This is a genomic window from Hornefia butyriciproducens, assembly GCF_009695915.1.
Lineage (GTDB): Bacteria > Bacillota > Clostridia > Peptostreptococcales > Anaerovoracaceae > Aminicella > Aminicella butyriciproducens.
Genome location: NZ_VUMZ01000005.1, coordinates 147,887 through 174,296, shown reverse-complemented (window position 1 = coordinate 174,296; position 26,410 = coordinate 147,887). Strand labels below are relative to the sequence as shown.

The window sequence follows — 26,410 nt, the reverse complement described above, 5'->3', positions numbered from 1 at the left end:
CGGACGGACTCTCCGGGATCAAAGAGGCGATCACAACTGCTTACCCGGAGACGGAGCAGCAGCGCTGCATCGTCCATATGGTGCGAAACACGCTGAAATATGTGGCAAACAAAGACATGAAAGAATTCGCCAAAGATCTGAAAACAGTCTATGCGGCGGTAGATGAAGAAGCCGCTCTGGAGCAGCTCGAAAGAGTGAAAGGAAAATGGTCGCCGCAGTACCCGTATGCCATGAAACGCTGGTATGAGAAATGGGATGCCGTTTCTCCGATCTTCAAGTTTTCCGCGGACGTTCGGAAGGCATTTTACACGACCAATGCGATCGAGTCGCTGAATACCACGCTGCGCAGGCTGAACCGTCAGAGGTCCGTATTTCCAAGCGCTCAGGCACTTCTGAAGGCGCTGTACCTGGCCACGCTCGAAGCCACCAGAAAATGGACGATGCCGATCCGGAACTGGGGTCAGATCCTGGGAGAACTGGCGATCATGTACCCGGACAGGATCCCAGAATAGAAAAAATCAGCTGATATGCCGAAACCAGAAACGCCCGGAATTGCCGGGTGTCCTTGACATGACAGCAGATTTCTGATAAACAGTAGACAGGTGCTGAAGGGAAGTTTTTCCCATTCAGATATATCTCATCTCATGAAAGGCCCCAAATTACAGAAAGAATTTCATGCTCCCGTTTAATCTCCACAGTGCCGCCGCCAGATAAAAATCGTAGGCTGCTGGCATCAAGGTGAAATCAGTGTTTGTTATCTGCTTTATCTTATTAAGCCTGTACATTACAGTATTTCTATGTAAAAACAAGGTGGACGCGGTGTTGTTGAGCTGCGAATCGCAGTCGATTAGGTATACCGCAAGGGTTTCCATCAGGTTGTCACTATCGTCCTTTACGGCTTCGATTATTGATTTGATATGTTCGTTTCGATTGCCTCTGTTTATGACTAAATTTATAATCTCCTGTGAAAATATAACATCATACATGTCGCGATATTTTCGGTGAATGAAAATTTTACTCATGGCTGCCGAATTTGCACAGAAAGCAGAGTATATTTTTCTCATTGAAGTTAGGTTCTTACTTGTATCTAAAAAGAATGACGCTCCCTCGTACTCATTTATACATTTCTCTATTTCCGAAGCTATAATACCATCATCCTTTTGGGAAGCCATTATAGAACTTAGAATTACAAGCCTGCCGTCAATGATATCTTTAACAAAGAATCTTTCATTTTCCTTTAATATGCTTTCAATCTGGCGAAGAATTTCTTTCAAATCGTCTTCTTCCGAATCAACTACAAGAATTGTTGAGAGTTCCGAAAAAGGTATATCGCCTTCTGCAAGAAATTTTTCTCCTATTATGCGAGATGATTTTAGAATCAAAGTGATAACAGTATTGTAATTCTGCATGTCGAGAGTATATCCCCATAAAGTAGAGAAAAAATTTGTACATGCACATATTTCATCTAACTTATGCCTGCTAAGGCTGTTTTCATTACTGGAGGCATAGAGTGTGAACCAGGTATTTCCCGCGTGTGAAAACTCTTTTCTGTATAAATAAAATGACTTATCCTGCAGTGATATGCTTTTGCAGAAAAGATCCGTTGAACCGTCAGCAAAGGCATTCAAAAAAAATTCCGGTTCGAATTGTCCAAAGGATGGCCTATATATTGATGTAAAATATAAGCCATTTTTGTTATAAAGCACAAGATTGCAATTGTACGTTTCAGCGATTACATTGAGAAGAGTTTCCATGCTTCTTTTATTGTAAGGAATCTGTTTTAACCTGTTTTCCACAGCATCTGCAAAAGAATCTGTGGATACTTGATCGTAGAAAACAGCTCCCATTACATCTTTAATAACATCACTGTATCTGACACTGTATTTCGTATCATCTTCAATGAGAATTAAAGGGATATTCATGACGTCTGCTGCCTGTAATAACTTGTCAGACACGTGAGAGATGACGTCTCCGACATAAAACAGCACTAGGGCAACGCCTCCACCATCATATAGGCTTCGTATTTCCTCACATTGTCTATCCGGATCGTCTTTAATTGAAAAAAATGATGTAATTAATAATTCATTAGGATTGAACACGCTGATTGACTCAACTGCTTTTTCCGGTATTTCTACTACAGATACAGATGACACGATTCTCCCCAGCCCATTCTTTCCTGCAATCACCCTTGCGGAATGAAATGCCGGCAGTCTTAAACAATCTTGGACAGTAACACTCATGACTCCTCCTATTTTAATTGTTTTCTTTTATAATAGCAAAGCTTCCGGCCTTAATCAAGATTATTGTGCAAAAGCACAATATAATTGATAAATAATTCTGTCATCTGCATAGTTATCATCTTAAGAATTATGTGTTATCATATAGAAAATTTAAGAGGAGGTACCCATTATGAGTACAAACGAAAATAAAGGTAAGAAAGCAGAAGTCACGGCTCTGCAGGCGATTTCTGCTGAAGACAGAAAAGACTGGATTTCGTTAGCCTTCGTTCAGGCCGGCATATGTGTATGCGTTCCTGCATTCCTATTGGGAGCATTGTTAGCAGAAGCAATGCCTATATGGCCTGCAATTATTTCAGGTTCTTTAGGCTACTTAATTGTAGTAGTAGGTATGGTCGCAACAGGAATGATAGGCTGTGACCTTGGCCTGGCAGCCTGCACATGCTGTCAGGCAGGTTTTGGAAAAAGCGGAGCCAGATTTATCGTAAGTACTATCTTTGCTGTTAACATGATTGGCTGGTTTGGAATCCAAAATGGAGTATGTGGAGAAGCCTTCAGTAACGCTATGCTGGCTATGACCGGATGGGATATTCCGGTGGTAGTTTCAAACACAATTTGGGGAATTATCATGCTCCTGACTGCAGTATACGGAGTTCATGCTCTTGAAAAACTTGATAAGATTTCTATTCCATTACTAATGGTTATTATGTGTTACGGAACATTCCTAGCATTTAAAATCTACGGAACAGGAAATCTTAATGATGAAGGCACCGTACAGTCGATGAGCTTCATGTCAGGAGTAGCATTATCATTTAACTTTACTGCTGTAGGTACAATTACCGGTCCTGACTACACAAGATTTCAGAAAAGCAGAAAGGATACTGTGAAATCCGTTTTCTACGGTGTATTTCCAATGGGAGTAATTACCCTGATTATGGGAATCGTTCTTACAAAATTGTCCGGGCAATACGATATCAGCATGGTTTTAATTGAAGTAGGTCTTCCGTTCCTGGGCATCATTGCACTTGTTATTTCTACATGGACAACTAACTCAACAAATGCATACAGTGCAGGTCTGAATATTGTTATGGCCCTTAAGCTTAACGATAACAGAAGAAGAGAAGCTACCTTGATTTCGGGAATTATCGGAATCGTATTATGCGATCTGGGTATTTTAGGTCACGTTGAAGGTGTTCTAAGCTTATTATCCTATGTTGTCTGCCCTGTTGGGGGAGTAATCCTTGCAGATTACTGGGTTGTAGGAAGAGGCAAGGCTAAAAACTTCAGACCGCAGGACGGTGTAAACTGGGCCGGCGTAATTGCCTGGGCTTTAGGTGCAATTATTTCCTACGCACTGGTTAAAATTGAATTTGTTGGCATCATTGTAGGTTTTGTTATCTATCTTATTGCAGAGCGCTTTATCCCATCTGCTTCAAGAGACAGTGCCGAAAATGTCGCATAAATTATCATGAGAAGAAAAGGAGAGAAAAAATGAGAGAATTGAACAAACAGGACATGATTGATGTATTGTATGGATGTGCTGTGCTCGGCACCGGTGGCGGCGGTCCATTAGCTGATGGTCTGGAGCTTTTAGAGGAACATTTCGAAAAGGGAAAAACTCTAAAATTAATCACTTTAGATGAGCTTCCGGACGATGAGTACGTTGTTACTCCTTATGGCTGCGGTGCACCGTCAGCGAAGCCTGATCCTAGACTTGGTCATCTGAAGCATAGCGAAACTGCTCCTGCAGTTTTAGCTGTACAGGCTCTGGAGGAATCTTTAGGTAAGAAAATGTATGCAATTGGTTCGACGGAATTAGGTGGAGAAAATACTGCCGAAGCTCTTCACGTTGCACTGTTAATGGATCTTCCTCTTATCGATGCTGACCCGGCCGGACGTTCGGTTCCTGAACTGCAGCATTCTACATATTACGTAAAGAACGTTCCTATTTTCCCTATGGGCGTTGCTACAAAGTTTGGTGAAAAGATTGTAATTCAAAATGTAGCGGATGACCTCAGGGCTGAAGATATTGTCAGAGCGATTGCCGTTGTAAGTGACAATCTTGTAGGCGTAGCCGATCACGCGAATGTTGGCAAGGTTATCAAGAACTCTCTGATTCCCGGAATGATTACTTACGCTCAGGAAATTGGTAACGTTTTGAGAGAAACCAAAGAAGCCGGTGGAGATGTCGCTTCTGCCATCTGTGATAATAAGGAAGGTAAAGTATTATTCAGAGGCCACATTTCAGACTGCACTTGTGAAACAAGAGATGGCTTTAACTTTGGCGAAATTTACCTGAAGGGTGAAGAAGATTACGCAGACGAAGCCTATCATATCCGGTTAAAGAATGAAAACATCATTTCATATCGCAACGGAGAAGTTGATGTAATTGTACCGGATCTGATCTGCATGATTAATGAAGAAGGAAATCCAATGACTACACCTAATTATAAAGTCGGGGATAAGATGACCGTAATTGCACTTCCTTCTCCTGAAATCTGGACTACCCCGGAAGGTTTGGAATGCTTCGGTCCTAAGCACTTTGGACTTGATGTGGAATATAAGCCATTTGAAAAATAATGAAAGATATACAAGGGTCGGTTGTATAATCGACCTTTTGTTTTAAAATTTCTTACAAGGAAGTGATAAAATGGAAAAAATGATCGAAGATTTACGTTCACTGATTAATATAAACAGTGTATGTGAAAAGGATTTCTCCGGTGCTTATCCTTTTGGAGAGGGTGTGCACATGGCCTTAAAGAAAGCTCTGGAAATATGTAAGAATTACGGTTTTGAAACTGAAAACTGTGAAAACATGATTGGATACGCAGAAGTGGGAAGCGGCGAAACACTAATGGGTATTCTGGTTCACCTGGACGTGGTTCCTGCCGGTGACGGATGGGATTCCGATCCCTTTTCTCTTGAAGTCAGGGATGGTAAGATTTACGGTCGTGGCGTGACAGACGATAAGGGTCCTGCAATAGCTGTAATCCATGCTATGAAAGAGCTTCTTGAAGAAGGCGTTACGTTTAATAAGCGAGTCCGTATCATTTTCGGACAGACAGAAGAGACCGGTGAGTGGGAAGACATGGATTACTATAAAAAGAATGAAGAGGCGGTTGACTTTGGCTTTACACCTGATGCTGATTTCCCTGCAATCTACGGCGAAAAAGGAATTGCTCACTTGAAAATTGCTTTTAAGAAGTCTGATACCTGCTTTGATACTATCTCCGGAGGAACAGCGATAAACATGGTTCCTGACAGCTGCACTGCCACATACTCTGTTAACGGAGAAACCAAGACTCTTTCTGAAAGAGGAAAAGCTGCCCATGGAAGCACTCCTGAAGATGGAGAAAATGCTATTTCAAAACTGATGAGTGAATTGAGCAATGATGCTGCAGACTGCAGGCTTGTTAAGTTCTTCCGTGAATTCATTAAGCTTGAATACAATGGGGAAAGCCTTGGCGGACATGTCTCTGATGAAGCCAGCGGATCAGCAAGCTACAATATTGGCAAAATCGAAACGGTTGGTGATGATATTGTTCTTTCTATAGACTTGCGTTATCCTGTAACATTTACTCTAAAGGATATCGTAAATGCTATTAACAACCATCTCGCAGCAAATGGTTTCAGTGATATCAAGGTAGAGGTTATTACTGACAAACCACATGTTTATATGGATAAAAACGATACCGTTATTCAAACGCTTCTCTCTGCTTATCGCGATCAAACAGGAGATGTGAGTGAACCAACAGTCATCGGTGGCGGAACTTACGCAAGGGCAATGAATGGAATTGTTGCCTTCGGTCCAATGTTGCCGGGCAGAGAATTGACCGAGCACCAGGCAAATGAATATATCTATTTGTCCGATCTGATTCTTGCTAAAGAAATATATAAGACTGCAATTAAAAGGCTTGCAGCCGAATAGCGATTTAGAGAGGGGGGTGCGGACAAAAACCTGGACACATATAGGGCTCAGAAAGGAGTCAATGATGTATTCAGAAGAACAGAGAACAAAGGCACTGCATGTTTTTCATGAGATAGAATCTGTTACGGATACGGTACGTCGACTTGGTTATCCCAGCAGAAAGCACCTGTATACCTGGATTCGTAACGAAGGAAAAACAAAAGAAAAACGAAAAAAACTTAAACTAAAAAACACCACTGAACATCCCAGAAATCCTTCAGCGGAGTTTAAGTTGCAAGTGCTTCGTCGTTGCTTTGAGAATGGAGAGAGTGTAAAATCAGTATCAGAGGAGATTGGATACAGCCGAGTCAGCATATATATGTGGTGAAAGCGATATCTTCAAGGAGGTGCAGCTTCTCTGATGAACACGAAAAATATCAGGCCGGGAAAATTACCGGATATGGATGAAAAGATATCTTCAGAAGAAGTCGAATCGCTCAGAAAGCAGATGTACGAGCTCCAATTGGAAGTAGATATCTTAAAGGAGACAATTAACGTATTAAAAAAAGACCCCGGCGTCGACTGGAAGGACCTGAAGAACAGGGAGAAAGTAGCGGTAATCGACGCCATGAAGGAGAAGTAGCCGCTACCGATCCTGCTTCGAAGAATGAAACTGTCAAGGAGTAGTTACTACTATCAGATAAAGGATTTTGCAGCAGAAGATAAATATGAGTATCTGTGCCATGAAGTTGTTCGTATATTCCTTGAAAACAAAGCTCGGTATGGATATCGCAGGATCCATGCAGAACTAAAAAGGACAGGGATAAAGGTCTCGGAGAAGGTCGTTCGCAGAGTGATGAAGGAAGAGGGTCTTGAAGTAAAAATCCGAAAAGCCAGGAAATACAGTTCGTATAGGGGAGACTGTCCGAAAACCAGTCTCCCCACTCATAGAGTTCAAAAAATCCCGTCACAAGCATTTCTTTCTGCTTCTCGCAGCAGCCGTTGTGCTGAATTATTTCTATCTGTTTCACGGAATCTCTCCTGATCAGCAGGAATGGTATAACGTACTCTACGGCTTACCTGTAATCAATACGCTGATCCTGTCTGTTTTAATGGCTGTGATTGCCAGCCAGTCTGTGGACATGGAGCATAAAGGAGCCATGTGGAATCTCCTTCCGACGCTGGAAAGCAGGGCGTCCATCTATCTTGGCAAGATTCTGTACGGGTTCATCTATCTGACTATATTCTGTTCGCTGCAGATGGCCATGGTTATTCTGATGGGAGTCCATCTTGGATTTGCAGGAAGCATTCCCTTTCATGCAATCGGAGTCACGTTTCTGGCTGAACTTGTCAGCGGAATGATCGTCTATCAGGTACAGTGCCTGCTGTCTCTGCTGTTTTCCAGTCAATTCGCTGCGCTTTCCGTTGGCTTCGGCGGTACTCTGACCGGTTTGTTTCTTGCCTATATCAGTACAAAAGCATGGACGCCATGGTCTGTACTGTTTTCCCTGAGTCCCGTCGGGATGGACTATGACCGGGCATCCAGGACCGCCACGCTTTTTCTACGGCCGATTACAGTTCCCGAGATTCTGACTGCCCTGCTTTACTTGGTTGGCTTTTTTCTGTTGGGATTGTATCTTTTTACAAAAACGGAACAGGGAGAACTTCTGGCCGGCGCACACGAGCACAGGGTGTCCCATTCTGTTCACAGCGGGCTGCCGGTCGAACTGATCAAACTGAAACGCAATCCCCTATGGATCCCTTTTGTTCTGATCCCGCTGATTTCAGCTGTAATCGGCACAGTCAATTTCACGCAGAATCAGGACGTCCTGAAGAACACCTGGGGAGACCTCTGGACGCAGCAGTCCCTGTTTCTGGGCATGTTTTTCCTCGCGCCTCTGGTCGGCATTCTTTGCAGTCTTCTGTGGCGGATGGAGCATCAGGGAAGCAACTGGAATCTGCTCCTGACAGTAACCACACCTGCCAAGCTGGTCAAGGATAAATGGCTGACAGCTTCTCTTCTCTCATTTCTCAGCATTGGCTGGATCGCCATGATTTATCTTTTTACCGGAAAGATCCTGGGGCTCCCGGGAGATGTTCCAGAACTGTTCTGGATCCGAATGGTCAGCGCTGTTCTGTGCCTTGCCGCCATCACAGCTGTGCAGAGCATGCTGTCGATGCTCTTCCATTCCTTTGCCTTTCCCATCGCACTTGCTTTTGCCGGAAGTTTTGCCGGTCTGGAGCTGACCGTTAAAGGCGCATATTATGCCAGTCCGTACTCCATGCTTATTTATGGGATGGGAAGCACCTCGATTACCGGAGAATTGAACGTTCCCGTACTTCTTACTTCCTGCTGCTTCTTTATTTTGTCAGCCCTGGCAGTCAGCGTCCTGGCATTAAAAAGGATGGACGTACGCACACACGTCTGACAATGAACAGTTGTATGCCGTCTTCACATCCTGTGCTTACCGCTTAAACATAGCCGTCTTGATTGGTCATATTCTGCGGGCTGTATACTGTAATAATGGGCAGTTCCATCGAGGAACTGCCCATTCGCTTCCTGCGCATGCCTTTGCTGTCTCCGGCAGGCGCAAACCCGTTTGCGCTTTCTGCCGGACGCAATCGCTGCGTCGCATACGCTCCTTGCTCTTGCTAGTACAGCTTCGCGCCTGCCGGAATATGGTCGTCCAGCAGGATGAAATCCAGATGCTCTTCGCCCTCGTAGTCGCAGATCATGGAACAAAGCATTCCGCAGGATTCCACGCCCATCATTTTGCGCGGCGGGAGATTGGTGATGGCCAGCGCAGTTTTGCCCACCAGTTCTTCCGGCTCGTACCACGGATGGATCCCGCTCAGGATCGTCCTGTCCTTGCCGCTTCCGTCATTCAGAGTAAACTGCAGAAGCTTGTTGCTCTTGGGCACAGCAAAGCATTCTTTTATTTTCACCGCCCGGAAATCAGACTTGCTGAAGGTGTCGAAGTCCACCATATCCTCGAACAAAGGCTCCACCCGGACCTTGGAGAAATCGATTTCCTCTTTCTCCCGTACCGGCTTCAGACCCTCCGGTTTCATCGTCGGGAACAAAATCACATCTCTGATGCTGGGGCTGTTTGTAATCAACATAATTACACGGTCTATGCCGACTCCCAGGCCTCCGGTCGGCGGAAGTCCGACCTCCAGCGCGTTGACAAAATCCATATCCATCGGGTGCGCCTCGTCGTCTACGCCCGCATCCCGTTCTCTCTGCTGTTCTGCAAAGCGCTCATACTGGTCGATAGGATCGTTCAGCTCGGAGAAAGCGTTCGCGACTTCCCAGCCGTTGATATACGCCTCAAAACGGCGGGTGACGCGGGGATCCTCCGGATCTCTCTTGGCCAGCGGCGAAATCTCCACCGGATGACCGACCACGAATACAGGACCATCCAGATATCCCGGCACATCCTCACAGTAACTCTCGAACATCTCCGCAATGATTTTGCCACGATTTCCAAGTGCTCTGGCTTCCTCTTCATCCATGCCGTAGTCAATAGCCGCCTGAACCGCATCCTCGTCGGACTCAATTTTGTTAAAGTCAACGCCCGTGATCTCCTTCACAGCGTCTGTCATGTTCAGCCGCTTCCAGGGCGGCGTCACATCGAATTCCTTGCCCTGATATGTCAGAATCGGAGTACCGTTCACTGCCATCTGAGCCTTGTACACGATCTGCTCCGTCACATCCATCGTGGATTCCATATTACCGTAGGCCATATAACATTCCATCGATGTGAATTCCGGATTGTGATTCCGGTCCATGCCCTCGTTGCGGAACATATGTCCCATCTCGTAAACACGATCCAGGCCGCCGACGATCAGCCTCTTCAGATAAAGCTCGTTGGCGATTCGCATATACAGATCGATGTCAAGGGTGTTGTGGTGAGTGACAAAGGGCCGCGCGTTGGCTCCGCCGGCGATTGGCGACAAGATAGGCGTGTCCACCTCCATGTAGCCGTAGTCCTCTTCCAGCACCCGTTTGATCTCGTGTACGATCTTTGTTCTCTTGATAAAAGTGTCGCGAACCTGCGGGTTCATAATCAGATCCACATATCTCTGACGATAGCGAAGATCCGTGTCCTTCAGTCCGTTCCACTTGTCCGGCAGTACCTGCAGGGATTTGCTCAGCAGTACAAGGCGGGTCACGTGAACGGAGATTTCATCCGTCTTGGTCTTGAACACCCGGCCCTCCACTCCTACGATGTCACCGATGTCATAAGTCTTGAACCATTTATATTCCTCTGCACCGATGTCATCTCTCTTAACATAGCACTGAATCCTGCCCTGCTTATCCTGCATGTCAAAGAATGCGGCCTTGCCCATCACGCGCTTGCTCATGATCCGGCCCGCGACGGACACCTCCTCGTCCTCCATAGCGTCGAAATTATCTTTGATGTCCATGCTGTGAGCGGTGACATTCCAGGTTTCCTGCAGAAACGGATTCCGCCCCGCCTCCTGCAGTTCCTTCAGCTTCTGCCGGCGTATCCGGCGCTGCTCCGTAAGGTCCTCCGCATACATTTCCTGCTCCGCGGTTCCCTCGGCACTCATTTCCTGCACCGAATCCGCGTTATTGTTCTTTGTGTCGCTCATTTTCTTCTCCCGTTATATCAATCCCGTTATATCAATATGCCGCCTGTAAAATCAGCCTCGGCCGCGCTTCGCCGTTACAGGACTGAAGAGTCTTCCGCTGTATTATGGAGGACGATGTCTGTAAAACCGGCTGCAGCCGCGCTTTCCGCTTACAGCTTAGATATTTCCTCTACTGTATAGTGAAGAATTCCGTCCGGAACCGGAATCTCTGCGGTTTCACCCTTCTTCTTGCCCAAAAGTCCGGCCCCCACCGCGGAGTCATTGGAGATCTTTGCCGGCTCTGCAAACGGATCGGCCTCCGTTGAACCGACGATCACGAATTCCATCGTCTCTCCGGTATCCTCATCCTTCACGCTGACCTTCAGGCCGACGTTGACCTTATCGCCCTTCACATCATTCTCATTAATGATCTTGGCGTTCCGCATCATCGTCTCCAGCTTATGGATCCGCTCCTCAAGCTCGGCCTGCTCGTTCTTCGCCGCGTCATACTCGGCGTTCTCCGACAGGTCTCCATAAGAAATGGCCTCTTTCAGCCTTTCCGAAACTTCCTTGCGCTTTACTGACACAAGTTCGTCCCGCTCAGCCTCCAGTTTGTCATAACCCTCCTGGGTCAACAGTACTTCATCTGACATTAATATTTCCTCCTTTGCGCTATCCGCTTGCGCCAAATTATACCCTACAAGCCGCTTATTGTCAATGAATGCGGCCTGTCAGCTCTCTATGCACGGCCTGCATGCAGACGCCGGCGGCTCATCCGCCTCTCTGCACACACGACCCGTCAGCCTTCCTTGTTCTCATCCACGAAACGCTTGATTTTCTGCGCCGTGTTCTTCTGGAAATCGTCCTCGCGCACGACCACTTTTTTGATCTTCTTGAACAAAGGCAGGTCCTCGTTGATGCGATCCACCTCTTCCCAGATCAGGTCCTGCGCCTGCTGCGGCGTATAATCCGCCCCCAGTGCGGCCTCCACCTCGTCCTTCTCCAGCGTCACCGTCGCCGCGACAGTCATTTCATCGGGATCAATCTCACTTTCGCAGCCCCAGACCATGGTTTCCGCAATGTAGGGGCTGTGGTTCAGATAATTCTCCAGTTCCTCCGGATAGACATTCTTGCCGTTCTTGGTGATGATCACGTTCTTCTTCCGTCCCGTCAGATAGAGGAACCGGTCTTTGTCCACATAACCGAGATCGCCGGTGCTGAACCAGCCGTCTTTCAGGACTTCATCCGTCGCTTCCGGATCGTTGTAATATCCCAGCATGACATTCGCGCCTTTCAGCACGATTTCGCCGATTCCGTCCTCGTCCCGTCCGATGACCTTCACGTCCATTCCCGGCAGCAGATGTCCGACGGAATCGTTCTTCATCCGGGCGGGGTCGTCCGGATTCAGCGCCGCCATCGGCGAACATTCCGTCAGTCCGTAGCCCTGCACCGCCTGAATTCCGATGGTGTTGAAAAACTCCAGCACCGCCGGGTCGATAGCCGCACCGCCAGAGATGATCATCCGCAGATTACCGCCGAAGACCTTCAGGATATCTCCCGCGAAGGGCTTCACCAGATTGAGCCGGGCTTTAGATGTCAGCCGGTTCACTGCCAGCAGATTGCTGAACATTTTATCTTTACCCTGCCTGCGGATCTCCTTCCAGATTTTTTTGTACAGACCCTCTATCAGAACCGGCACGCCCAGGAACATGGTGGGCCGCACCTCCTTCAGGTTCTTCTCGATATACCGCAGACCCTGACAATAGGCGACGGACGCTCCTTTATAAAGGGGCATCAGGAAACCGCAGGTACACTCGTAGGTGTGATGAATCGGCAGGACAGAGAAGAAGATGTCGGTCGGTTCCACGTTCAGAAGCGTCGGTGCGCTCATCAGGTTGTCACAAATGTTTGCGTGGGAGAGCATGACGCCCTTGGCAACACCGGTGGTTCCGGAAGTATAGAGGATGACCGCCATATCGTCAGCCGTAATCTCTGCATCCAGGAACTGCCGGTCGCCCTGGCTGACCTCCTTCTGCCCTTCCCGGATCAGTTCCTTCCAGGAGAGAACCTCCCGTTCCGGATCCGCATCGCCGAATGAGATCAGGGTCTGCAGTTTATTTCCCGGATCCCGGCGCAGGCGGGCGAACATGTCTTTGTACCCGTCCTCAAAGATCACGCAGGAGACCTCCGAGGCTTCAATCAGCTGGCCGATTTCCTTCTCGCTGAGTTCCTTGTCCAGCGGCACCACAACGCCGGTACCGCAGATGACCGCAAGATAACTGCTTCCCCACTGATAGCAGTTCTTGCCCATCACCGCGATTCGGGCGCCGCTCAGTCCGCGGTTCATAAGCGCCGTGCCCAGACCGTTAACGTCCGCCAGCATCTGACGGTAGGTGATGACTGTATATGGCATGTCCTTCTGGTATTTCTGATAAAACGCCACCCGGTCTCCGTAGATGTCGGTACTGGTTTCAATCATCTGCTTGATGTCCGTAATGGGGCGGCTGGTTTTATATACAACATAAGGATCCGTGCTGTCCGCCAGTGCCTGAGCCTTCTTCTTGGCACGTTTCATCTGGGCGCGCCGTATCTCGCTGAAGGAGGCTCTGCCCCGACTGTCCGCAGCATTGGTGATCAATGTGTTACCGAAGCGCTTGATCTTTCCGGTGGTGGTCTTGGCGAACTCCTCTGTCCGGATATTGATGCGCTTCACCTGTTTGTACGCCGGCATCTTTTTATTAATCTCGTCCACAAGGTCTTTATAGAAGTGGTAGATTTCCGAGGAATTCATCTCTCCCTTCTGCTCCTTCAGAAGCTTGTAGTTCGGGTAGATATCCGCTGTGATCATGACGTTTCCGACCCGCTCGTCCGTCACGCCGTGCACCAGCACCTCCTGGATCAGTTCGTCCTCCAGCAGAACCGCTTCCACCTCCTCAGGGAAGATGTTCTTGCCGCCCTTGGTGACGATGACAGTCTTTTTCCGTCCGGTCACATAAACGAACCCGTCTTTGTCGATGTAGCCGAGATCGCCGGTGTGAAGCCACCCGTTGTGCAGAACCTCCTCTGTCGCCTCCGGGTTCTCATAGTATCCCAGCATCACAGAGGGCCCCTTGCAGATGATCTCCCCTACTCCGTCCTCATCGGAATTGATAATACGGACCTCAGTGTGCGGCATAGGCAGACCGACGGATTCCGCCTTGCTGTACCGGTCCTGATTCACCGCGATGATCGGCGCATTCTCACTCATGCCGTATCCCTGAATCATCGTGAAGCCCATGGCCTCAAAATCTTCGATGACCTTTGGATCGATGGCCGCACCGCCCGCAACGAACTTCTGCATGTCGCCGCCGAAGGACTGATGAATCGCCTTGAACATCCGCTTGACGACGGGTTTGTTGTTATACAGTTTCAGGCGCTTCGACAGCGCGATGGCGTTTCTGAGCTTGTCGCCCTCGCCCCGGGCCTCCGCCTGCTTGAACATACCTTTATACATCTTCTCAAAGACGAGGGGCACGCCCAGCATGACGTTGGCATGAACCTCCGCCATATTCTTCTGTATATAGCGCAGTCCCTCGCAGATAGCGATGGTCTTTCCCTGATAGAATGTTGTCCAGATGTCGCAGGTCATCTCGTAGGCATGGTGCACCGGCAGGATGGACAGCACGATGCCCGGTTCCGGAATCTCAAACATCATGGACATGTTCTGCACGTTGGCCGCGATGTTCCGCTGAGACAACATGACGCCCTTGGCCAGACCGGTGGTTCCGGAGGTGAACATCAGTGTCGCCATCTGATCAGGATCAATGTCCGCACTGACGTAACGACGGTCCCCTGATTCAAGGAGCTCCCGTCCCTGCCGGATGAGCTTGTTCATGGACAAAGTCCTGTCCGTATCTTCGTTTCCGTCGATAGAAATGAAAAATTCAATATCAAAGGGATCGTCAAAAAGCGGCCGAATACTCTTCTCGGATTTGTCGGAATAGACAATCGCGCTGGCGCCGGATCGTTCCACCAGGCCCATCAGTTCATCCTGAGGAAGGTTCTTGTCCAGCGGCACGATGGCGCCGACGCCTGCAACCACGGTGAAGTAGGTGAGGATCCAGTAGTAGCTGGTCTCGCCGATGACCGCGATCTTCCGGCCCTTCAGTCCCATGTCGATCAGTTTTGTCCCGAAGCCGTCCAGATCCTCCTTCACTTTCCCGTAGGTGATGGGAACGAACTTGCCGAGCTTCCGGTCCTTCACCAGATACGCCGGGTGCTCCGGAAACATACGGGTGCTCTGTACGATGATGTCCTTCAGATCGGTCACATCCCTGACCGGATAGTAAACGCCCTTGTATTTTTTATTATTCATATGGTTTCCTTCTGACTTTCTGCCTTTCTGTATCGGCTGTTCTGTACAGCATATGCTGCGGTACATATTTGGTCAATATTTTATCATTTTTGTCCTCTGAATACAATAAAATACAGAAGCTTTCTTTCAGAAATCCAGAAAACTTCTGTTATAGAATTTCCATGCGGTGCGCTGTGCGGAATGCAGCAGGTACAGGGCGACGTGCACAAAAACCATGTCTCCCTCAGACTTAATGCGCAGACTGCTTACAATCCCAGCGCCTTTGCTTATGTGTGATAAAGAAGCAATAGAAGTGCAAAAAATTTTGCCGTTCCTATCCGACACTTGGCCATTGTGTCGGATAGGTCGGGCGGTTATTCGGGCAAGTCAATCTTGCCGACAAAGCTGTAATAAATCTCAATGTCCTGCCTGCGGGTGCCGTTCTCATCATAGCTGCACTCATGCACCACAATTTTCTCGATCATTTCCCGCAAGAGAGTGGGGGTCAGTTCTTCAAAGGCAAGGTGCTTGCGGACAATGCCCATAAATTTCTCGGCGTTGACGGTAGCTGCCTGTGACTTGTCCAGTTCGGCTTGCAGGGCGGCGGCTCTCTTTTTCAGCTCCGCTTGCTCGGCTTCGTAGTCAGCCGACAGTTCCATGAAACGCTCATCGCTGATTTTGCCGTTTACATTGTCCTCATACAGCCGCTTGATAATGCGGCTGATTTCAGAAATGCGTTCCTGCGCCTGTTCAAGCTGCTTGATGGCTGCGGCGGTCTTTCGCTTGCCGCCGATCTCGTTCTGCTGGACAAGTAGTTTCACAAACCGGCTCTCATGCTTGGCTGCGTATTCGGTCACTTGCCGGAGATTTGCCAGGACACCAGCGGTCAACAGATCGGTGCGGATAAAGTGCGCCGTACAGTTGCGGGTGCGCTTCTTGTAGCTGCCGCAGATGTAGCAGTCCTGTTTGCGGTCTTTGTTCTGATACCGCTGCTGATACAGCACATGGCCGCAGTCGGCGCAGAACAAAATCCCGGAGAACAGCCCCACTTCATCGTAGCGGTTCGGGCGTTTGCGCTGTTTGCGTAACTCCTGCACCCGTTCCCATGTTTCCTTGTCGATGATCGGCTCATGGTGGTTCTCGAAAATGGCCTGCTTCTCGACGGGGTTCTCTATGCTGTGCTTGACCTTATAAGAAGGCTTTTCCGTTTTGAAGTTCACCAGACATCCGGTGTACTCTCGGTTTTCGAGGATATGAACGACGGTGTTGGTCGCCCATTTGCACTCATAGCCTGGGTGATAACGGCGGGTGCTGCCTGTCCGCTGATATTCCAGCGTCCCCGGCGTGGGGATTTGCTGCTCCGTCAGCATACGGGCAATCTTGGTCGGGCCGTTCCCGGCAAGGCAAAGCTGGTAAATCTGCTGCACCACCGGGGCGGCTTCCTCGTCTATAATAAAATTCTCGTCCTCGTCCATCACATAGCCGTAAACCGGCTTGCTGGTAACAGGCTTGCCGCTCATGCCTTTTGACTTTTTCACTGCCTTGATTTTCTTGCTCGTATCTCTCACCAGCCATTCATTGAACAGATTTCGCAGCGGGGTAAAATCGTTGTCCATGCCCTCGCTGGCACTGTCCACATTATCGTTGACAGCGATAAAACGCACACCCTTTTGAGGGAACAGCATTTCCGTGTAAAACCCTACCTGCAAGTAGTTTCGCCCTAACCGGCTCATGTCCTTGACGATGACCGTACCCACTTTCCCGGCTTCAATGTCCGCAAGCATGGCTTGAAATCCGGGCCGCTGGAAGTTCGCGCCGGAAAAACCGTCGTCGGTGTACCAGCGCAGATTGGTAAAGCCGTTCTGTTTTGCGTAGGTTTCGAGTATCCTTTTTTGGTTCGATATGGAATTACTCTCGCCTTGCAATTCATCCTCGTGGGACAATCTCGGATAAAGGGCGGTAATGAGGTTTTGGGTGGCTTGTCTTAACATAAAATCCTCCGTTTCCGACAGCCAGCCCCACTATTCCGTGGTTTCATTGTACCACGGAACGGCGGGGGCTGTACAGCGGCAAAAGCGTTAAATTTGCTTCTTTACAGCTTTTCAATTTTCCGATTTTTATGGTATGGGTTGTCGTCCCATATTTGCAGTAGAAAAGTTCATAACTCCGTGGTATACTCTGATTTAACAAAAAAATCAGAAGTTAAAGGAGAAAACATGAAGTATACAATAGATGAATTAACCGCGGCCAAAAGGCAAATTGATTCAACTCTGCACAAGCTAAGAGAAACAGTAAAAACATTTGAATCAAAGGATAATTCCGAGCGTTATAAATCACAAATCACATTGGCAAAGAGAAGAATAAAAGCCTTTGAAATTGCAAATTATTTTATAGAGAATGAGATTAAGAATTGCTAAAGCACTTCCGATTTTCGTTCCAGCGGTCATGCTCCCTGGCATGGCCGCTTTTCCATGCCCCGGTTCACGCCGGATAAGTCGGCTCCTGTGTAGCAGCGGCTTCCGCTTCCAGTACCCGCGCCATTTTGTCGGCGGCTGTGGTTGTGGTGTCTTTCTTGAAATAGCCGGACACGACAAGGACGGAATTGCCCATGCGGATTTCCGTCACACAGTCAGGGCGGCGGGTGGTGCGGGTGTCGTGCTGCTTGTTATCTGCCATAGGCAATACTCCTTTCAGTCGGTAATCAGTTTCTTCATGCTCTCCATTTTCCGCTTGGCGGTTTCCTGCCGGAAGTTGTCGCCGGTAAAGCGTACCGGGACGCACATGGAAAGCAGGCGGTCATAAATCCGGGAATGGGCGGTGTCCTCCGGGTTGTGCAGGTCGTCCAGCGTAAGGTTGGTCGTGACGATCAGCGGCTTGCCGCTGCGGTAACGGCTGTCAATCACATTGAACACCTGTTCCAGCCCGTATTCCGTCCCGCGTTCCATGCCGAAGTCGTCAAGGATCAGCAGCGGATAACGACAAAGGCGGGAAATGTACTCGTTGCGCCCCTCAAAGCTGGCGGCAAGGTCATTGAGGATAAGAGCAAAGTTCGTCATGCGGACGGGGATTTCTTTCTCCATGAGGGCGTTTGCGATACAGCCTGCAAGGTAGCTTTTGCCGGTGCCTACGCCGCCCCAGAACAGGCAGCCGATATTGTCTGTCCGCATATCTTCCCAATGCTCCACATACCGGCGGGCAAGCCCGGTCTGCGGGTTCCTGCCGTTGTCGTTCTCGAAAGTCCAGTCCCGCATGGTGGGGTCGGTAAAGCCCCGGCGTTTCAGTTCTTCCACGGTGTCAAGGTGTCTGCGCCGCTTTTCGGCGGCTTCCCGTTCCTCGCGGGCGGTTCTCTGGCAGTCGCACTCTGCCGGGTGGCGGTCGCGCCCGAAGATAGCGGCCTTATCCGGCGCAAAATAGGCTTCTTTCGGCTTGCGGCACTTGCCGCAGTACAGTAAACCGTCCTCGCCGGTGTAGTCCTCCGGCTCCGGGATGGTGGTCGTCATATTCTCCAAAACCGCGTTGATTTCATTCTTCATAAACTCTCGCCCTCCTTGCATGAGTAGTCTGGTATGCCCTTTTTAGGGGCTTCCTTTTTGTCGTTCCCCGCCCATATCCGCAGGGCGGCGGCATAGTTCTGGTAGCTTTTCCCGTTGGCGGCAAGGTAGCGGCTCATTTCCTCGATGAACCGTTCCAGCCTGTCAGGGTACTCTGCCTGCAACTCGTCGTATTCGGTCTGTGACAGAAAAATATTTCCATATCGGCCATAGGGCGCGGACGGCCCCCCACTCACTCCCTTTGTTTGGCTCTCTGTAAGGTTGTTTATAGTAGTTTGGTTAGGGGACGGTTTTCCGACCATCATAAGGTCGGTTTTCTGACCATCAGTAGGACGGTTTTCCGGCTCTATGAGGGGCGGACTTCCGGCCATCAGTTGGTCTGAAAACTGTACCTGTGGCACTGGCGGTACTTTGACATAAAGCCGGTTCGGTGCGGAGAAGCCGCCCCGTTCCCGTTCCAACAGCCCCGCCGTGTCCAGTTCATTAAGCGCCCCCTTGATGGTGGTGCTGCCTTTATCCAGTATTTCTGCTATCTCCGCGATGGGATAGATAATATAAATCCTGCCCTCGTCGTCCAGCCACTTGTTTTTCTGGGAGAGGGTGGAACGGTCTAACAGCAGCGAATACAGCAGCTTGGCGGTCTGTGAAATCTCCATTTTCAGCAGGAAACGGGGATACGGCAGATAGGCGGGCAGCCGCGTGTCTGCCCTGATATAATCAGCGATAGGATCACCTCCCTGTGTTCGGGTTGATTTTGGCGTATTGTCACGCATTAAAACGCCGTTTCCGGGGGAAAAGGATAAATGTATCGCGTACCCTTTGACACCCACGAAAAAAGCCTTGATTTATGCGGGTTTGAAAGGCTCTAAAGCGTGACATCTCTGCCTTTGTTTCCGCTTTCTCTCGGCGGCTTTGATTTTCTTCATGCGCCCGGCGCAGTCGGGGCAGTATTTTCCCCGGTTGGATTTGGGGACAAAGGCCGCCCCGCAGACGGCACACCGTTTCCGGCTTCCCCGGCACAAGAGGGCTGCGGCCAGCTCCCCGTCAAGGGGCAGGACAGCCACACGGAACCAGTGGCACATGAGGGAAAAGGAAATGCTCTGGACGCACACGCAAGGCTCCCCGTCGTCCAATAGCAGGCAGTTCCCCTCATCGTAGTTACAGCACTCATGTACCAGCCGCCGCGCCCGCCGGTGCTGGCGGTAGTCCATGTGGGGCAGGTTATCGCTCATGGCTCTGCTCCTTTCTGCGGTGCGGCTCGTCCCGGCGCAAAATCTGGTCGATGTTCCGCTTGACGGTCTGCAACTCCTTGAACCGCTGTTTCTGTTCGTGATAGGTGTTATACAGGCCGTCTTTCTCGGAGATAAGCTGCTCGATCTCGGCCTGCAACGCTTTCCGGGCGGGCAGCTTGGTAATGCCATGCGCCTTGAAATACCGGGCTGCTGCGTCGGCTATGATAAAATCGCTCTCATGGGCCTGCCGGTATGCGGCGCGGGCTTTCTCGGATTTCTGTGCCCGCAGCCCGTCGCGGGCGGCCTTGGTCTGGGCGTAGGCCAACACCTGCCGCTGCAACTTCTTTTTCCCTTGCAGCTTCGTTTCCAGTGCTTTCAGTTCGCCGCTGGTCTGGCGCATTTTCTGATAGGCGGTGTCAACGGCGGCTTCTAACTGCTCCGGGGAAGTAAAGCCGTATTGCTGGTAGACGGACAGCGTTTTGGCGGCCTGCTTCAGATTGTGTATCTTCGCCCAGCGTTCATAGCCCCGGCCTTTGCCCTCGGCCATTTTCTGCTCAATGTCCACAAGCCGCTGCACTCCGTCCTGTTTCGGGGCGGCTATCTCGGCTCTGGCAACCTGCAAGCGGTCTTTTATGGTGCGTGGGGGATCGGGGGATCTGGCTGGCGCTTCGGCTGCTCTGGCGGCGTTTTGCTCTAAAACGGCAAAGACAGCGGCGCGGTCAAAATCGTCGCCCAGCTTCCGGGCGGTAATTGGCTTTGTCCTGTCCGGCGTGAGGTAGGAAAGCCGCCCCCGGCTCTCCTTGACGGTCACACCCTCCTGCAGCAACAGAGAGGAAAACTCGTCAAAGCTGGCGGCGGTGGCAAGGGCTTTCCGTAGGGTCTGCCGCAGCTTCTCCTTGTTCGTTTCAAACTTGGTCTGCCGGGGCGTGATACTATCGGCAATCATGGGGGCGTTCTGCTTGTCCAGCGCGGCCTGTCCCTTTTTCTGCGCCCAATACTCCCGGTCGGTGACGCGGTTCTTGCTGCCGTTCAAGAGGTCGATTTGATAAAGCCCCTCCCGGTGGCACATCTCCATGACTTCGGATTTGAAGTAGCGCAGGGCAGCGTCGGTACATCGGTGCTTGCAGCCGACTTTCGTATCGGCCGGCCTGTCCATGTAGGGCAGGAACGGCACTTCCTCAATCCGCAGGCTGTTTATGACGATATGCACATGAATGTTGCCGCTGTGGTTATGCCCGTCCGGGTGGGTGCAGACAAGGGCCTGGTGGCCGGGAAAATGCTCTTTACAGAATTGTTCCCCCAACGCCTGCGCCCGGTCTACGGTCAGGCCGTTGTCCGGCCCGTCCCGCGGGTCAAAGCTGATGATGTAGTGGTGGCTTTTCACATCTTCCCGCCGCTGGTTTTTCTGATAGCGGAGATTGGCCCGCATACACGCAACGGCAAAATCCTCCCCGTCGCAGTTCAGCGTGGACAGCCGGTAGTCCTCGCGGGGGATAAGCCTGCCGGTTTCATCAAGGACGGGCTTCATGGTAAACTCGTCATGCTCAAAGAGAAGATATTGCTCGGCGGCTCCGTAGTCGGCGTTTTTAGAGTTGATATGCTTGAGTGTTGCCAACCGCGTCACCTACTTTCTTGAGGACTTCATACTTGAGGACGGCAAGGTCGGATATGGCGGCGCGTACCTCGCCGGAAAGGGTGTTGTAGGGTACGCCGTATTCGTTCAGATACCGGGCAATCTGATTGAGGTTGCCGCCGATCCTGCCGTACTCGGCTGTCAGCTTCCCGACAGCGGAAAGCAACTCGTCATTGACCGACGACACATGGACAACCGGGCGTATGGTCGCCCGCCGTATCGCCTGCCGGAGAAATTCGGACTGGCTGATACCATAGGGCGCAAGCCGCGCTGTGAAGTCGGCATACTCATCTTCGGACAGCCGGGTTTTCACAACGCGGCTGCGGTGGGGCGTGTTGTATTTCTTTCGCATGGTGTGACCTCCTTTCTCGCCCGTAAGGGCGCATGAGCAGGGTTTGGGGAAGGCACTCCCCAACAAGTTTCCCGCGAGGGGCAAAACTGCAGAATTGCGGATTTTGGCACCGTGGTAGAAACTTGCTCTCCGTGACTGCAAACTTTCTCTCACTTCCGTCCGCCACTTTTTTGGAAAACTGCAACCACAAAAGTTTGTTTCTCTTTTTCTGCTACTACTAATCCTGTAAAGGGCATTCCTGCCCGCTTTCGCTAAAATGACACCGGACGCAGTGGTTTCTACCCGGTGTTGGAGAAATCCTTTCTCTTTGCCCTCTACTACGGGTAAATGCTCCAAATGCCAAACACCAGGGCAGAAAAATTCCCTCCTCGCTTACTACTACAACCGGCAGGGGGCAAAATGGCCGGGAGCGGAGCCGGACAACAAAAAAAGCAGTAAATCTTTTTCAAGACTTACTGCTTTCGCTGGCCGCGTCGGTGGCGGCTGGTATTCAGTTTTTATGACTTGTCCGGTGGTTCGTCAAGCCGGAACTTGAATTGACAGTCAATTAACCGCTGCTTTACATAGTCCTCCACCTCGGCGTTGACCTGCCCGTTCACTTTTGAGAAATAGCGGATATATCCGGCGTAGTGGAGCAGGACAGCGTTCACGGCTTCTGGGTCGCCCTCACGGGCTTTGAGGATTGTTTCATAGGGGAGAAGTCTACTCATACCGGCTCACCCCCATTTCTTCGCGTAGCCGCTGCAAGGCAAGCTGGATATGCCGCCCCGCTGTGCTGCGTGACCGGCCAATACACGCGCCGATCACGCGCTGCGGCTGGCGCAGAAAGTAATAGCGCAGGATTTCTTCCCGCGTCTGCTCCGGCAAAACAGAGATCGCGTCGGCAAGGGCGGCGTTGCAGAGCAGGACGGTCTGACCGCAGACGGTAAATGGGTATTCCTCGTCCGGCTCCGACGCGGCAAACTGGACAAACTTCTCGTTCATCAGATAGTCAAGGGAAACTTGCCGTTCCCATTGCCGTTTAAGCTTCAAAATCTTGTCCAAGGCGGCACAGCGGATAACAGTCTTGCAAAAGGCGTTGTACCTGCGCTGGATATATTCTTGATAGGCTATCTGGTCGGTCATGGAAATTCCCCTTTCTGAATAATAGTGCGGGGCGGTGGCACTTCTTGCTGTCGCCCCTTGATTGCCTACCAGCAAAGGCGGGCGGGGCTGTCAACGGCTGCGCATATGCGCCGTTCATCTTGACCGTTGACTGGCTCGGCTGGGTTTGCTATTTACCCGACAAACTTGAATTTATTTTAAGCTATCACGTTTTACCTTCTTAAGCCTTACTATCATTACCATAGGAATTTCTTTGTTGGTTTTAAAACATTCTTCATAAAATCCATCAATGACAAATCCAGCTCTAAAACAAAGGTTAAAAATATCTTGTATGGAACGATGATAATAAATCTGCTCTTTCGGTTGCCCTTCAATCGCTATATCATAGTAACTGTGCGGTGTCATATATTTTTCAGTCAACGTGACAAAACAAGGGTGTTGCGTTGCAAAGACAAAAATTCCGCTTTCCTGCAACAGTTCATAAACAGCCATAAGAAGTGGTTCAATATCCGTAATATCCATAATTGCCATATTAGAAACTGCTTTCGTAAAGGCTCGATTTCTTTTTAATTCTAATATACTTTTTCTATCGGTCGCATCCGCCACACAAAATTCAATTTGTTTTGCATATTGTGATTGCCGTCTTTTAGCCAATTCTATCATTTTTTTGCTGTAATCAAAAGCGACAACCGAAGCGCCTCTTTGTGCAAGATACGAAGAATAATTTCCATTGCCACACGCAATATCCAAAATGTAATCCGCAGGATTAGGAGATAGAAGTTCCGTTACTTTGGGACGCACTACCTCTCTGTGAAATTCATTAGATTCGTCACCCATTGCATTATCCCAAAATTGTGCGTTCTCCTCCCAGATTTTTTTACTTTCCTCTGTTCCCATGTTCTCTCCCACTCCCCAAATTTGCTTTTTTGCTTCCATTAAATCTTCCTTACTATATTCCATTGTTACCCTCCATAACTTCTGATTGTTGCCGTCTTGACGATTATGTATCTTTACATTACCTTCTGAAACATATGGCGCACCTTGTCCAGGCGGCTGTTTGGACGGCGGGGCTGGATGACCGGCTGACCGACAGCGGCCTGATATCCTTTCAGTTCTGTAAGGCATACGCTCTGCCCGTTGGTGTAAAAGGCCAGATCAGTACGGTATGCCTGTATACAGCGGGCGGGAATCTCGCCAGTAAAGACAACTTCATCCTTTTTTACCTGGACCGTTTCGATGGTGGCACAGTATTTCGGTGCATCATGATAAGCCCTGGAAAGATATTCCCGGGGCGCATAGAGGGTGAAGGAGAGATAAGGTTCCAGCAGTTGCGTCCCTGATTCCTTCAATGCCTGTTCCAATACAATCGGGGCCAATGAGCGGAAGTCCGCCGGCGTGCTGACCGGACTGTAATAAAGCCCGTATTCAAAGCAAATCTTACAGTCCGTTACGTTCCAGCCGAACAAGCCCTGCTCCAGCCCGTAACGGATACCATCCCTGACAGCGTTTTGAAAACTCTGGTTCAAGTATCCCAGCGAAACCCGGCTCTCGTATTGTACACCGGAGCCAAGCGGGAGTGGTGTAACAGACAGTCCGATGGATGCCCAAAACGGGTTGGGCGGCACCTCGATATGGATGGTGTGGCTGGCTGCTTTGAGCGGCCGCTCCATATAAATGACGGTGGGTTCCTTTACCACTGTTTCAAGCTTGTATTTTTCCGACAGCAAAGCGGAAACAACCTCCAACTGCACCCGGCCCAAAAAAGAAAGAATGATCTCATGGGTGATGGAATCCACCTCGCAGCGCAAAAGCGGGTCAGTATCCGCAAGTTGCGTAAGAGCGTCCAGCAGCCGTTCTCTTTGCGCTGCCGTTTTCGGCGCAATCGACGTCCGCAGCATGGGGAGGGGGTCCTCACGCCACCTTTTACGAGGGAGCCGGGTTGGGTCCCCTAATACATCGTTTAACCTCACGCTGTCGCTGGGAAGGATAACAATTTCACCCTGATAAGCGGTGTCTGTCCGAACAATTTCCCCTTTGGATGGAATACGCATCTCTGTGATTTTCAGCTTTTCTCTCCCGGCCAGGGCCACCGTATCCCGCAGGCGCAGCGTTCCGCTGTATAACCGTAGATAGACACGCCGCTGGCCGCAATCGGTGTACTCAACCTTGAAAACGCTGCCGCATAGGGCGGCGCCCCCCTGTTCCCCAATCGGTTGGAACAGCCCTGTCACCGCATCCATCAACGGTTGAATGCCAAGGCCATTTTTGGCGCTGCCATGATAGACTGGGAACAGGGAGGCGTCTTGAACCCGCTGCTGTTCCTCCCGCGCAAGTTTTTCCCGGCTGATTGGTTCTCCTGCGATATACTTTTCCAATAATTCATCGTTATTTTCGATGACCGCATCCCATGCTTCTATGTCGGTATTTTCCTCCAGGACTATTTCCGGGGACAGCGACACCGTCTGCTTGATGATAATATCGGCGGAGAGCTTATCCCGAACAGACTGAACCACGCTCTGCAAATCAACGCCAGCCTGGTCGATCTTGTTGATAAAGATAACGGTGGGAATGTTCATTTTCCGCAGGGCATGGAACAGAATACGGGTCTGGGCCTGCACGCCATCTTTAGCGGAGATCACCAAGATGGCCCCATCTAAAACAGCCAAAGAGCGGTACACCTCCGCCAAAAAATCCATGTGGCCGGGCGTATCCACAATGTTAACTTTACATCTGTGCCACTGGAAGGAAGTGACTGCCGCTTGAATGGTAATCCCACGCTGCCGCTCCAAAAACATGGTGTCCGTCCTCGTTGTCCCTTTTTCGACGCTCCCCGGTTCTGAAATGGCTCCGCTGGCATATAGCAGGCTCTCCGTCAAGGTCGTCTTTCCAGCGTCTACATGGGCAAGAATTCCAATATTGATTATTTTCATGTGATTGTCCTCCCTTTACAGCCCCAAAGGGCATAAAAATCCCCAGCAGTAAAATACTTTTACCACTGGGGATTATAAGTTGCGGACATACACATATACAGCATACACCTGTTTGTGATTGCTGTTTTTGGGGATATGTCAAAATTGATAAGGCAAAAGTATTCTTAAATTGGGTACAAAAAACTAAGTCCCTACAAAAGGAGCTATCATAATCCTTTGTTCCCACTATTTGATTATAGTTTTATTTAAGAATACCTTGCCGCATATTTTTTACTCCTTTTCTGGATTAAATCATTGTATCACATCAGTTTTAGGAAAGCAAGTACCTAAAAGAAATTTTTCTTCCCCTTATATGTAACAATCATACCGGCTTCCTAGCGTTCAGAATGTTTTCTGCTGTCTGCTGTGGTGTTTGGTTGGAATTGTCCAACCAAAAGCCGATCCGTGGTGTTGTCTGCATTTTACTAAATACAAATTCAATGTATACAGAAAGATATAAGGAGTGGGAGGGATTCCGCCGTAGTTGGCATTG

24 protein-coding genes are annotated in these 26,410 nt (G+C 49.7%); 9 read left to right on the top strand and 15 right to left on the bottom strand.

The features are described 5' to 3' along the window. A partial coding sequence (locus FYJ64_RS07040; protein WP_206045579.1) for an IS256 family transposase occupies positions 1–512 on the top strand: 512 nt, incomplete at its 5' end. Between the two features lie 147 nt (positions 513–659). Here the strand turns inward: FYJ64_RS07040 and FYJ64_RS07035 are convergent. Next, positions 660–2,240 (bottom strand): PucR family transcriptional regulator, encoded by a 1,581-nt coding sequence (locus FYJ64_RS07035; protein WP_154574475.1) that lies wholly within the window; start codon positions 2,238–2,240, stop codon positions 660–662. Between the two features lie 169 nt (positions 2,241–2,409). On the opposite strand from FYJ64_RS07035, the gene FYJ64_RS07030 reads away from it, so the two are divergent. The 7 genes from FYJ64_RS07030 (at position 2,410) to FYJ64_RS07000 (ending at position 8,573) form a co-directional block, all read left to right on the top strand. Then, positions 2,410–3,699 (top strand): cytosine permease, encoded by a 1,290-nt coding sequence (locus FYJ64_RS07030; RefSeq protein WP_154574474.1) that lies wholly within the window; start codon positions 2,410–2,412, stop codon positions 3,697–3,699. 29 nt (positions 3,700–3,728) lie between these two features. Then, positions 3,729–4,817 carry a DUF917 domain-containing protein gene (locus FYJ64_RS07025; protein ID WP_154574473.1) on the top strand — a complete coding sequence of 363 codons (1,089 nt, stop codon included), beginning with the start codon at positions 3,729–3,731 and terminating at the stop codon, positions 4,815–4,817. Between the two features lie 70 nt (positions 4,818–4,887). Then, on the top strand, positions 4,888–6,165 hold the full coding sequence (locus tag FYJ64_RS07020) for a Sapep family Mn(2+)-dependent dipeptidase (RefSeq protein WP_154574472.1): 1,278 nt from the start codon (positions 4,888–4,890) through the stop codon (positions 6,163–6,165). Between the two features lie 64 nt (positions 6,166–6,229). Beyond that, positions 6,230–6,532, top strand: coding sequence for a helix-turn-helix domain-containing protein (locus FYJ64_RS07015; RefSeq protein ID WP_154574471.1), 303 nt, complete (start codon positions 6,230–6,232; stop codon positions 6,530–6,532). Positions 6,533–6,565: 33 nt separating this feature from the next. Further along, on the top strand, positions 6,566–6,787 hold the full coding sequence (locus tag FYJ64_RS07010; protein WP_154574470.1) for a hypothetical protein: 222 nt from the start codon (positions 6,566–6,568) through the stop codon (positions 6,785–6,787). Positions 6,788–6,811: 24 nt separating this feature from the next. After that, a complete protein-coding gene (locus tag FYJ64_RS07005; RefSeq protein ID WP_154574469.1) occupies positions 6,812–7,189 on the top strand; it encodes an IS3 family transposase in 378 nt (125 codons plus the stop codon). After that, complete coding sequence (locus FYJ64_RS07000) at positions 7,149–8,573, top strand: ABC transporter permease (protein WP_328596996.1); 1,425 nt, start codon at positions 7,149–7,151, stop codon at positions 8,571–8,573. Before FYJ64_RS07005 ends, FYJ64_RS07000 begins: the two co-directional genes overlap by 41 nt. A gap of 223 nt (positions 8,574–8,796) precedes the next feature. Here the strand turns inward: FYJ64_RS07000 and lysS are convergent, their stop codons facing one another. From lysS to FYJ64_RS06980, 4 genes are all read right to left on the bottom strand, one after another. After that, a complete protein-coding gene (gene lysS / locus FYJ64_RS06995) occupies positions 8,797–10,722 on the bottom strand; it encodes a lysine--tRNA ligase (protein ID WP_441185381.1) in 1,926 nt (641 codons plus the stop codon). 191 nt (positions 10,723–10,913) lie between these two features. Continuing rightward, a complete protein-coding gene (gene greA / locus FYJ64_RS06990) occupies positions 10,914–11,396 on the bottom strand; it encodes a transcription elongation factor GreA (protein ID WP_075713595.1) in 483 nt (160 codons plus the stop codon). Positions 11,397–11,542: 146 nt separating this feature from the next. After that, positions 11,543–15,097: an AMP-dependent synthetase/ligase gene (locus FYJ64_RS06985; RefSeq protein ID WP_206045578.1), complete on the bottom strand. Its 3,555-nt coding sequence runs from the start codon at positions 15,095–15,097 to the stop codon at positions 11,543–11,545. 353 nt (positions 15,098–15,450) lie between these two features. Continuing rightward, entirely contained in the window at positions 15,451–17,067 is a 1,617-nt protein-coding gene (locus FYJ64_RS06980) for a recombinase family protein (RefSeq protein ID WP_002596236.1), read from the bottom strand. A gap of 225 nt (positions 17,068–17,292) precedes the next feature. Here FYJ64_RS06980 and FYJ64_RS06975 point away from each other — a divergent pair, with 225 nt between their 5' ends. Next, positions 17,293–17,493: a hypothetical protein gene (locus tag FYJ64_RS06975; RefSeq protein ID WP_002596235.1), complete on the top strand. Its 201-nt coding sequence runs from the start codon at positions 17,293–17,295 to the stop codon at positions 17,491–17,493. 64 nt (positions 17,494–17,557) lie between these two features. Here the strand turns inward: FYJ64_RS06975 and FYJ64_RS06970 are convergent, their stop codons facing one another. The 10 genes from FYJ64_RS06970 to tet(W) all read right to left on the bottom strand — a co-directional run bounded on the left by FYJ64_RS06970 (position 17,558) and on the right by tet(W) (position 25,878). After that, the gene (locus tag FYJ64_RS06970; protein WP_002596234.1) at positions 17,558–17,752 is read right to left on the bottom strand and encodes a transposon-encoded TnpW family protein; all 195 of its coding nucleotides are present in this window, start codon (positions 17,750–17,752) and stop codon (positions 17,558–17,560) included. Positions 17,753–17,766: 14 nt separating this feature from the next. Continuing rightward, entirely contained in the window at positions 17,767–18,609 is an 843-nt protein-coding gene (locus FYJ64_RS06965; protein WP_002596233.1) for an ATP-binding protein, read from the bottom strand. Then, positions 18,606–19,400, bottom strand: coding sequence for a replication initiator protein A (locus FYJ64_RS06960; RefSeq protein WP_006356266.1), 795 nt, complete (start codon positions 19,398–19,400; stop codon positions 18,606–18,608). Before FYJ64_RS06960 ends, FYJ64_RS06965 begins: the two co-directional genes overlap by 4 nt. Positions 19,401–19,472: 72 nt before the next feature. Then, positions 19,473–19,859 (bottom strand): cysteine-rich VLP domain-containing protein, encoded by a 387-nt coding sequence (locus FYJ64_RS06955; protein ID WP_002596231.1) that lies wholly within the window; start codon positions 19,857–19,859, stop codon positions 19,473–19,475. After that, the gene (locus FYJ64_RS06950; protein ID WP_439895554.1) at positions 19,849–21,483 is read right to left on the bottom strand and encodes a relaxase/mobilization nuclease domain-containing protein; all 1,635 of its coding nucleotides are present in this window, start codon (positions 21,481–21,483) and stop codon (positions 19,849–19,851) included. The genes FYJ64_RS06955 and FYJ64_RS06950 overlap by 11 nt, the downstream gene beginning before the upstream one ends. Continuing rightward, entirely contained in the window at positions 21,446–21,844 is a 399-nt protein-coding gene (locus FYJ64_RS06945; protein WP_002596229.1) for a plasmid mobilization protein, read from the bottom strand. Before FYJ64_RS06945 ends, FYJ64_RS06950 begins: the two co-directional genes overlap by 38 nt. A gap of 497 nt (positions 21,845–22,341) precedes the next feature. Next, entirely contained in the window at positions 22,342–22,554 is a 213-nt protein-coding gene (locus FYJ64_RS06935; protein WP_002586615.1) for a helix-turn-helix domain-containing protein, read from the bottom strand. Continuing rightward, the gene (locus tag FYJ64_RS06930; protein WP_002586616.1) at positions 22,547–22,969 is read right to left on the bottom strand and encodes a sigma-70 RNA polymerase sigma factor region 4 domain-containing protein; all 423 of its coding nucleotides are present in this window, start codon (positions 22,967–22,969) and stop codon (positions 22,547–22,549) included. Before FYJ64_RS06930 ends, FYJ64_RS06935 begins: the two co-directional genes overlap by 8 nt. A 171-nt stretch (positions 22,970–23,140) precedes the next feature. Next, on the bottom strand, positions 23,141–23,908 hold the full coding sequence (locus tag FYJ64_RS06925; RefSeq protein WP_002586626.1) for a class I SAM-dependent methyltransferase: 768 nt from the start codon (positions 23,906–23,908) through the stop codon (positions 23,141–23,143). A 50-nt stretch (positions 23,909–23,958) separates the two neighbouring features. Continuing rightward, entirely contained in the window at positions 23,959–25,878 is a 1,920-nt protein-coding gene (gene tet(W) / locus FYJ64_RS06920; RefSeq protein ID WP_154574466.1) for a tetracycline resistance ribosomal protection protein Tet(W), read from the bottom strand. Between the last annotated feature and the right edge of the window lie 532 nt (positions 25,879–26,410).

Coding starts and splice junctions, on each gene's coding strand:
- FYJ64_RS06975 (WP_002596235.1), top strand. CDS start 17,293: ATGAAGTATACAATAGATGAATTAACCGCGGCCAAAAGGCAAATTGAT.
- FYJ64_RS07025 (WP_154574473.1), top strand. CDS start 3,729: ATGAGAGAATTGAACAAACAGGACATGATTGATGTATTGTATGGATGT.
- lysS (WP_441185381.1), bottom strand. CDS start 10,722: ATGAGTGCCGAGGGAACCGCGGAGCAGGAAATGTATGCGGAGGACCTT.
- FYJ64_RS06980 (WP_002596236.1), bottom strand. CDS start 17,067: ATGTTAAGACAAGCCACCCAAAACCTCATTACCGCCCTTTATCCGAGA.
- FYJ64_RS06985 (WP_206045578.1), bottom strand. CDS start 15,097: ATGAATAATAAAAAATACAAGGGCGTTTACTATCCGGTCAGGGATGTG.
- greA (WP_075713595.1), bottom strand. CDS start 11,396: ATGTCAGATGAAGTACTGTTGACCCAGGAGGGTTATGACAAACTGGAG.
- FYJ64_RS07030 (WP_154574474.1), top strand. CDS start 2,410: ATGAGTACAAACGAAAATAAAGGTAAGAAAGCAGAAGTCACGGCTCTG.
- FYJ64_RS07005 (WP_154574469.1), top strand. CDS start 6,812: ATGAAACTGTCAAGGAGTAGTTACTACTATCAGATAAAGGATTTTGCA.
- FYJ64_RS06970 (WP_002596234.1), bottom strand. CDS start 17,752: ATGGCAGATAACAAGCAGCACGACACCCGCACCACCCGCCGCCCTGAC.
- FYJ64_RS06945 (WP_002596229.1), bottom strand. CDS start 21,844: ATGCGAAAGAAATACAACACGCCCCACCGCAGCCGCGTTGTGAAAACC.
- FYJ64_RS06960 (WP_006356266.1), bottom strand. CDS start 19,400: ATGCGTGACAATACGCCAAAATCAACCCGAACACAGGGAGGTGATCCT.
- FYJ64_RS06935 (WP_002586615.1), bottom strand. CDS start 22,554: ATGAGTAGACTTCTCCCCTATGAAACAATCCTCAAAGCCCGTGAGGGC.
- FYJ64_RS06925 (WP_002586626.1), bottom strand. CDS start 23,908: ATGGAATATAGTAAGGAAGATTTAATGGAAGCAAAAAAGCAAATTTGG.
- FYJ64_RS06930 (WP_002586616.1), bottom strand. CDS start 22,969: ATGACCGACCAGATAGCCTATCAAGAATATATCCAGCGCAGGTACAAC.
- FYJ64_RS07010 (WP_154574470.1), top strand. CDS start 6,566: ATGAACACGAAAAATATCAGGCCGGGAAAATTACCGGATATGGATGAA.
- FYJ64_RS06955 (WP_002596231.1), bottom strand. CDS start 19,859: ATGAGCGATAACCTGCCCCACATGGACTACCGCCAGCACCGGCGGGCG.
- FYJ64_RS06965 (WP_002596233.1), bottom strand. CDS start 18,609: ATGAAGAATGAAATCAACGCGGTTTTGGAGAATATGACGACCACCATC.
- FYJ64_RS07015 (WP_154574471.1), top strand. CDS start 6,230: ATGTATTCAGAAGAACAGAGAACAAAGGCACTGCATGTTTTTCATGAG.
- FYJ64_RS07035 (WP_154574475.1), bottom strand. CDS start 2,240: ATGAGTGTTACTGTCCAAGATTGTTTAAGACTGCCGGCATTTCATTCC.
- FYJ64_RS07020 (WP_154574472.1), top strand. CDS start 4,888: ATGGAAAAAATGATCGAAGATTTACGTTCACTGATTAATATAAACAGT.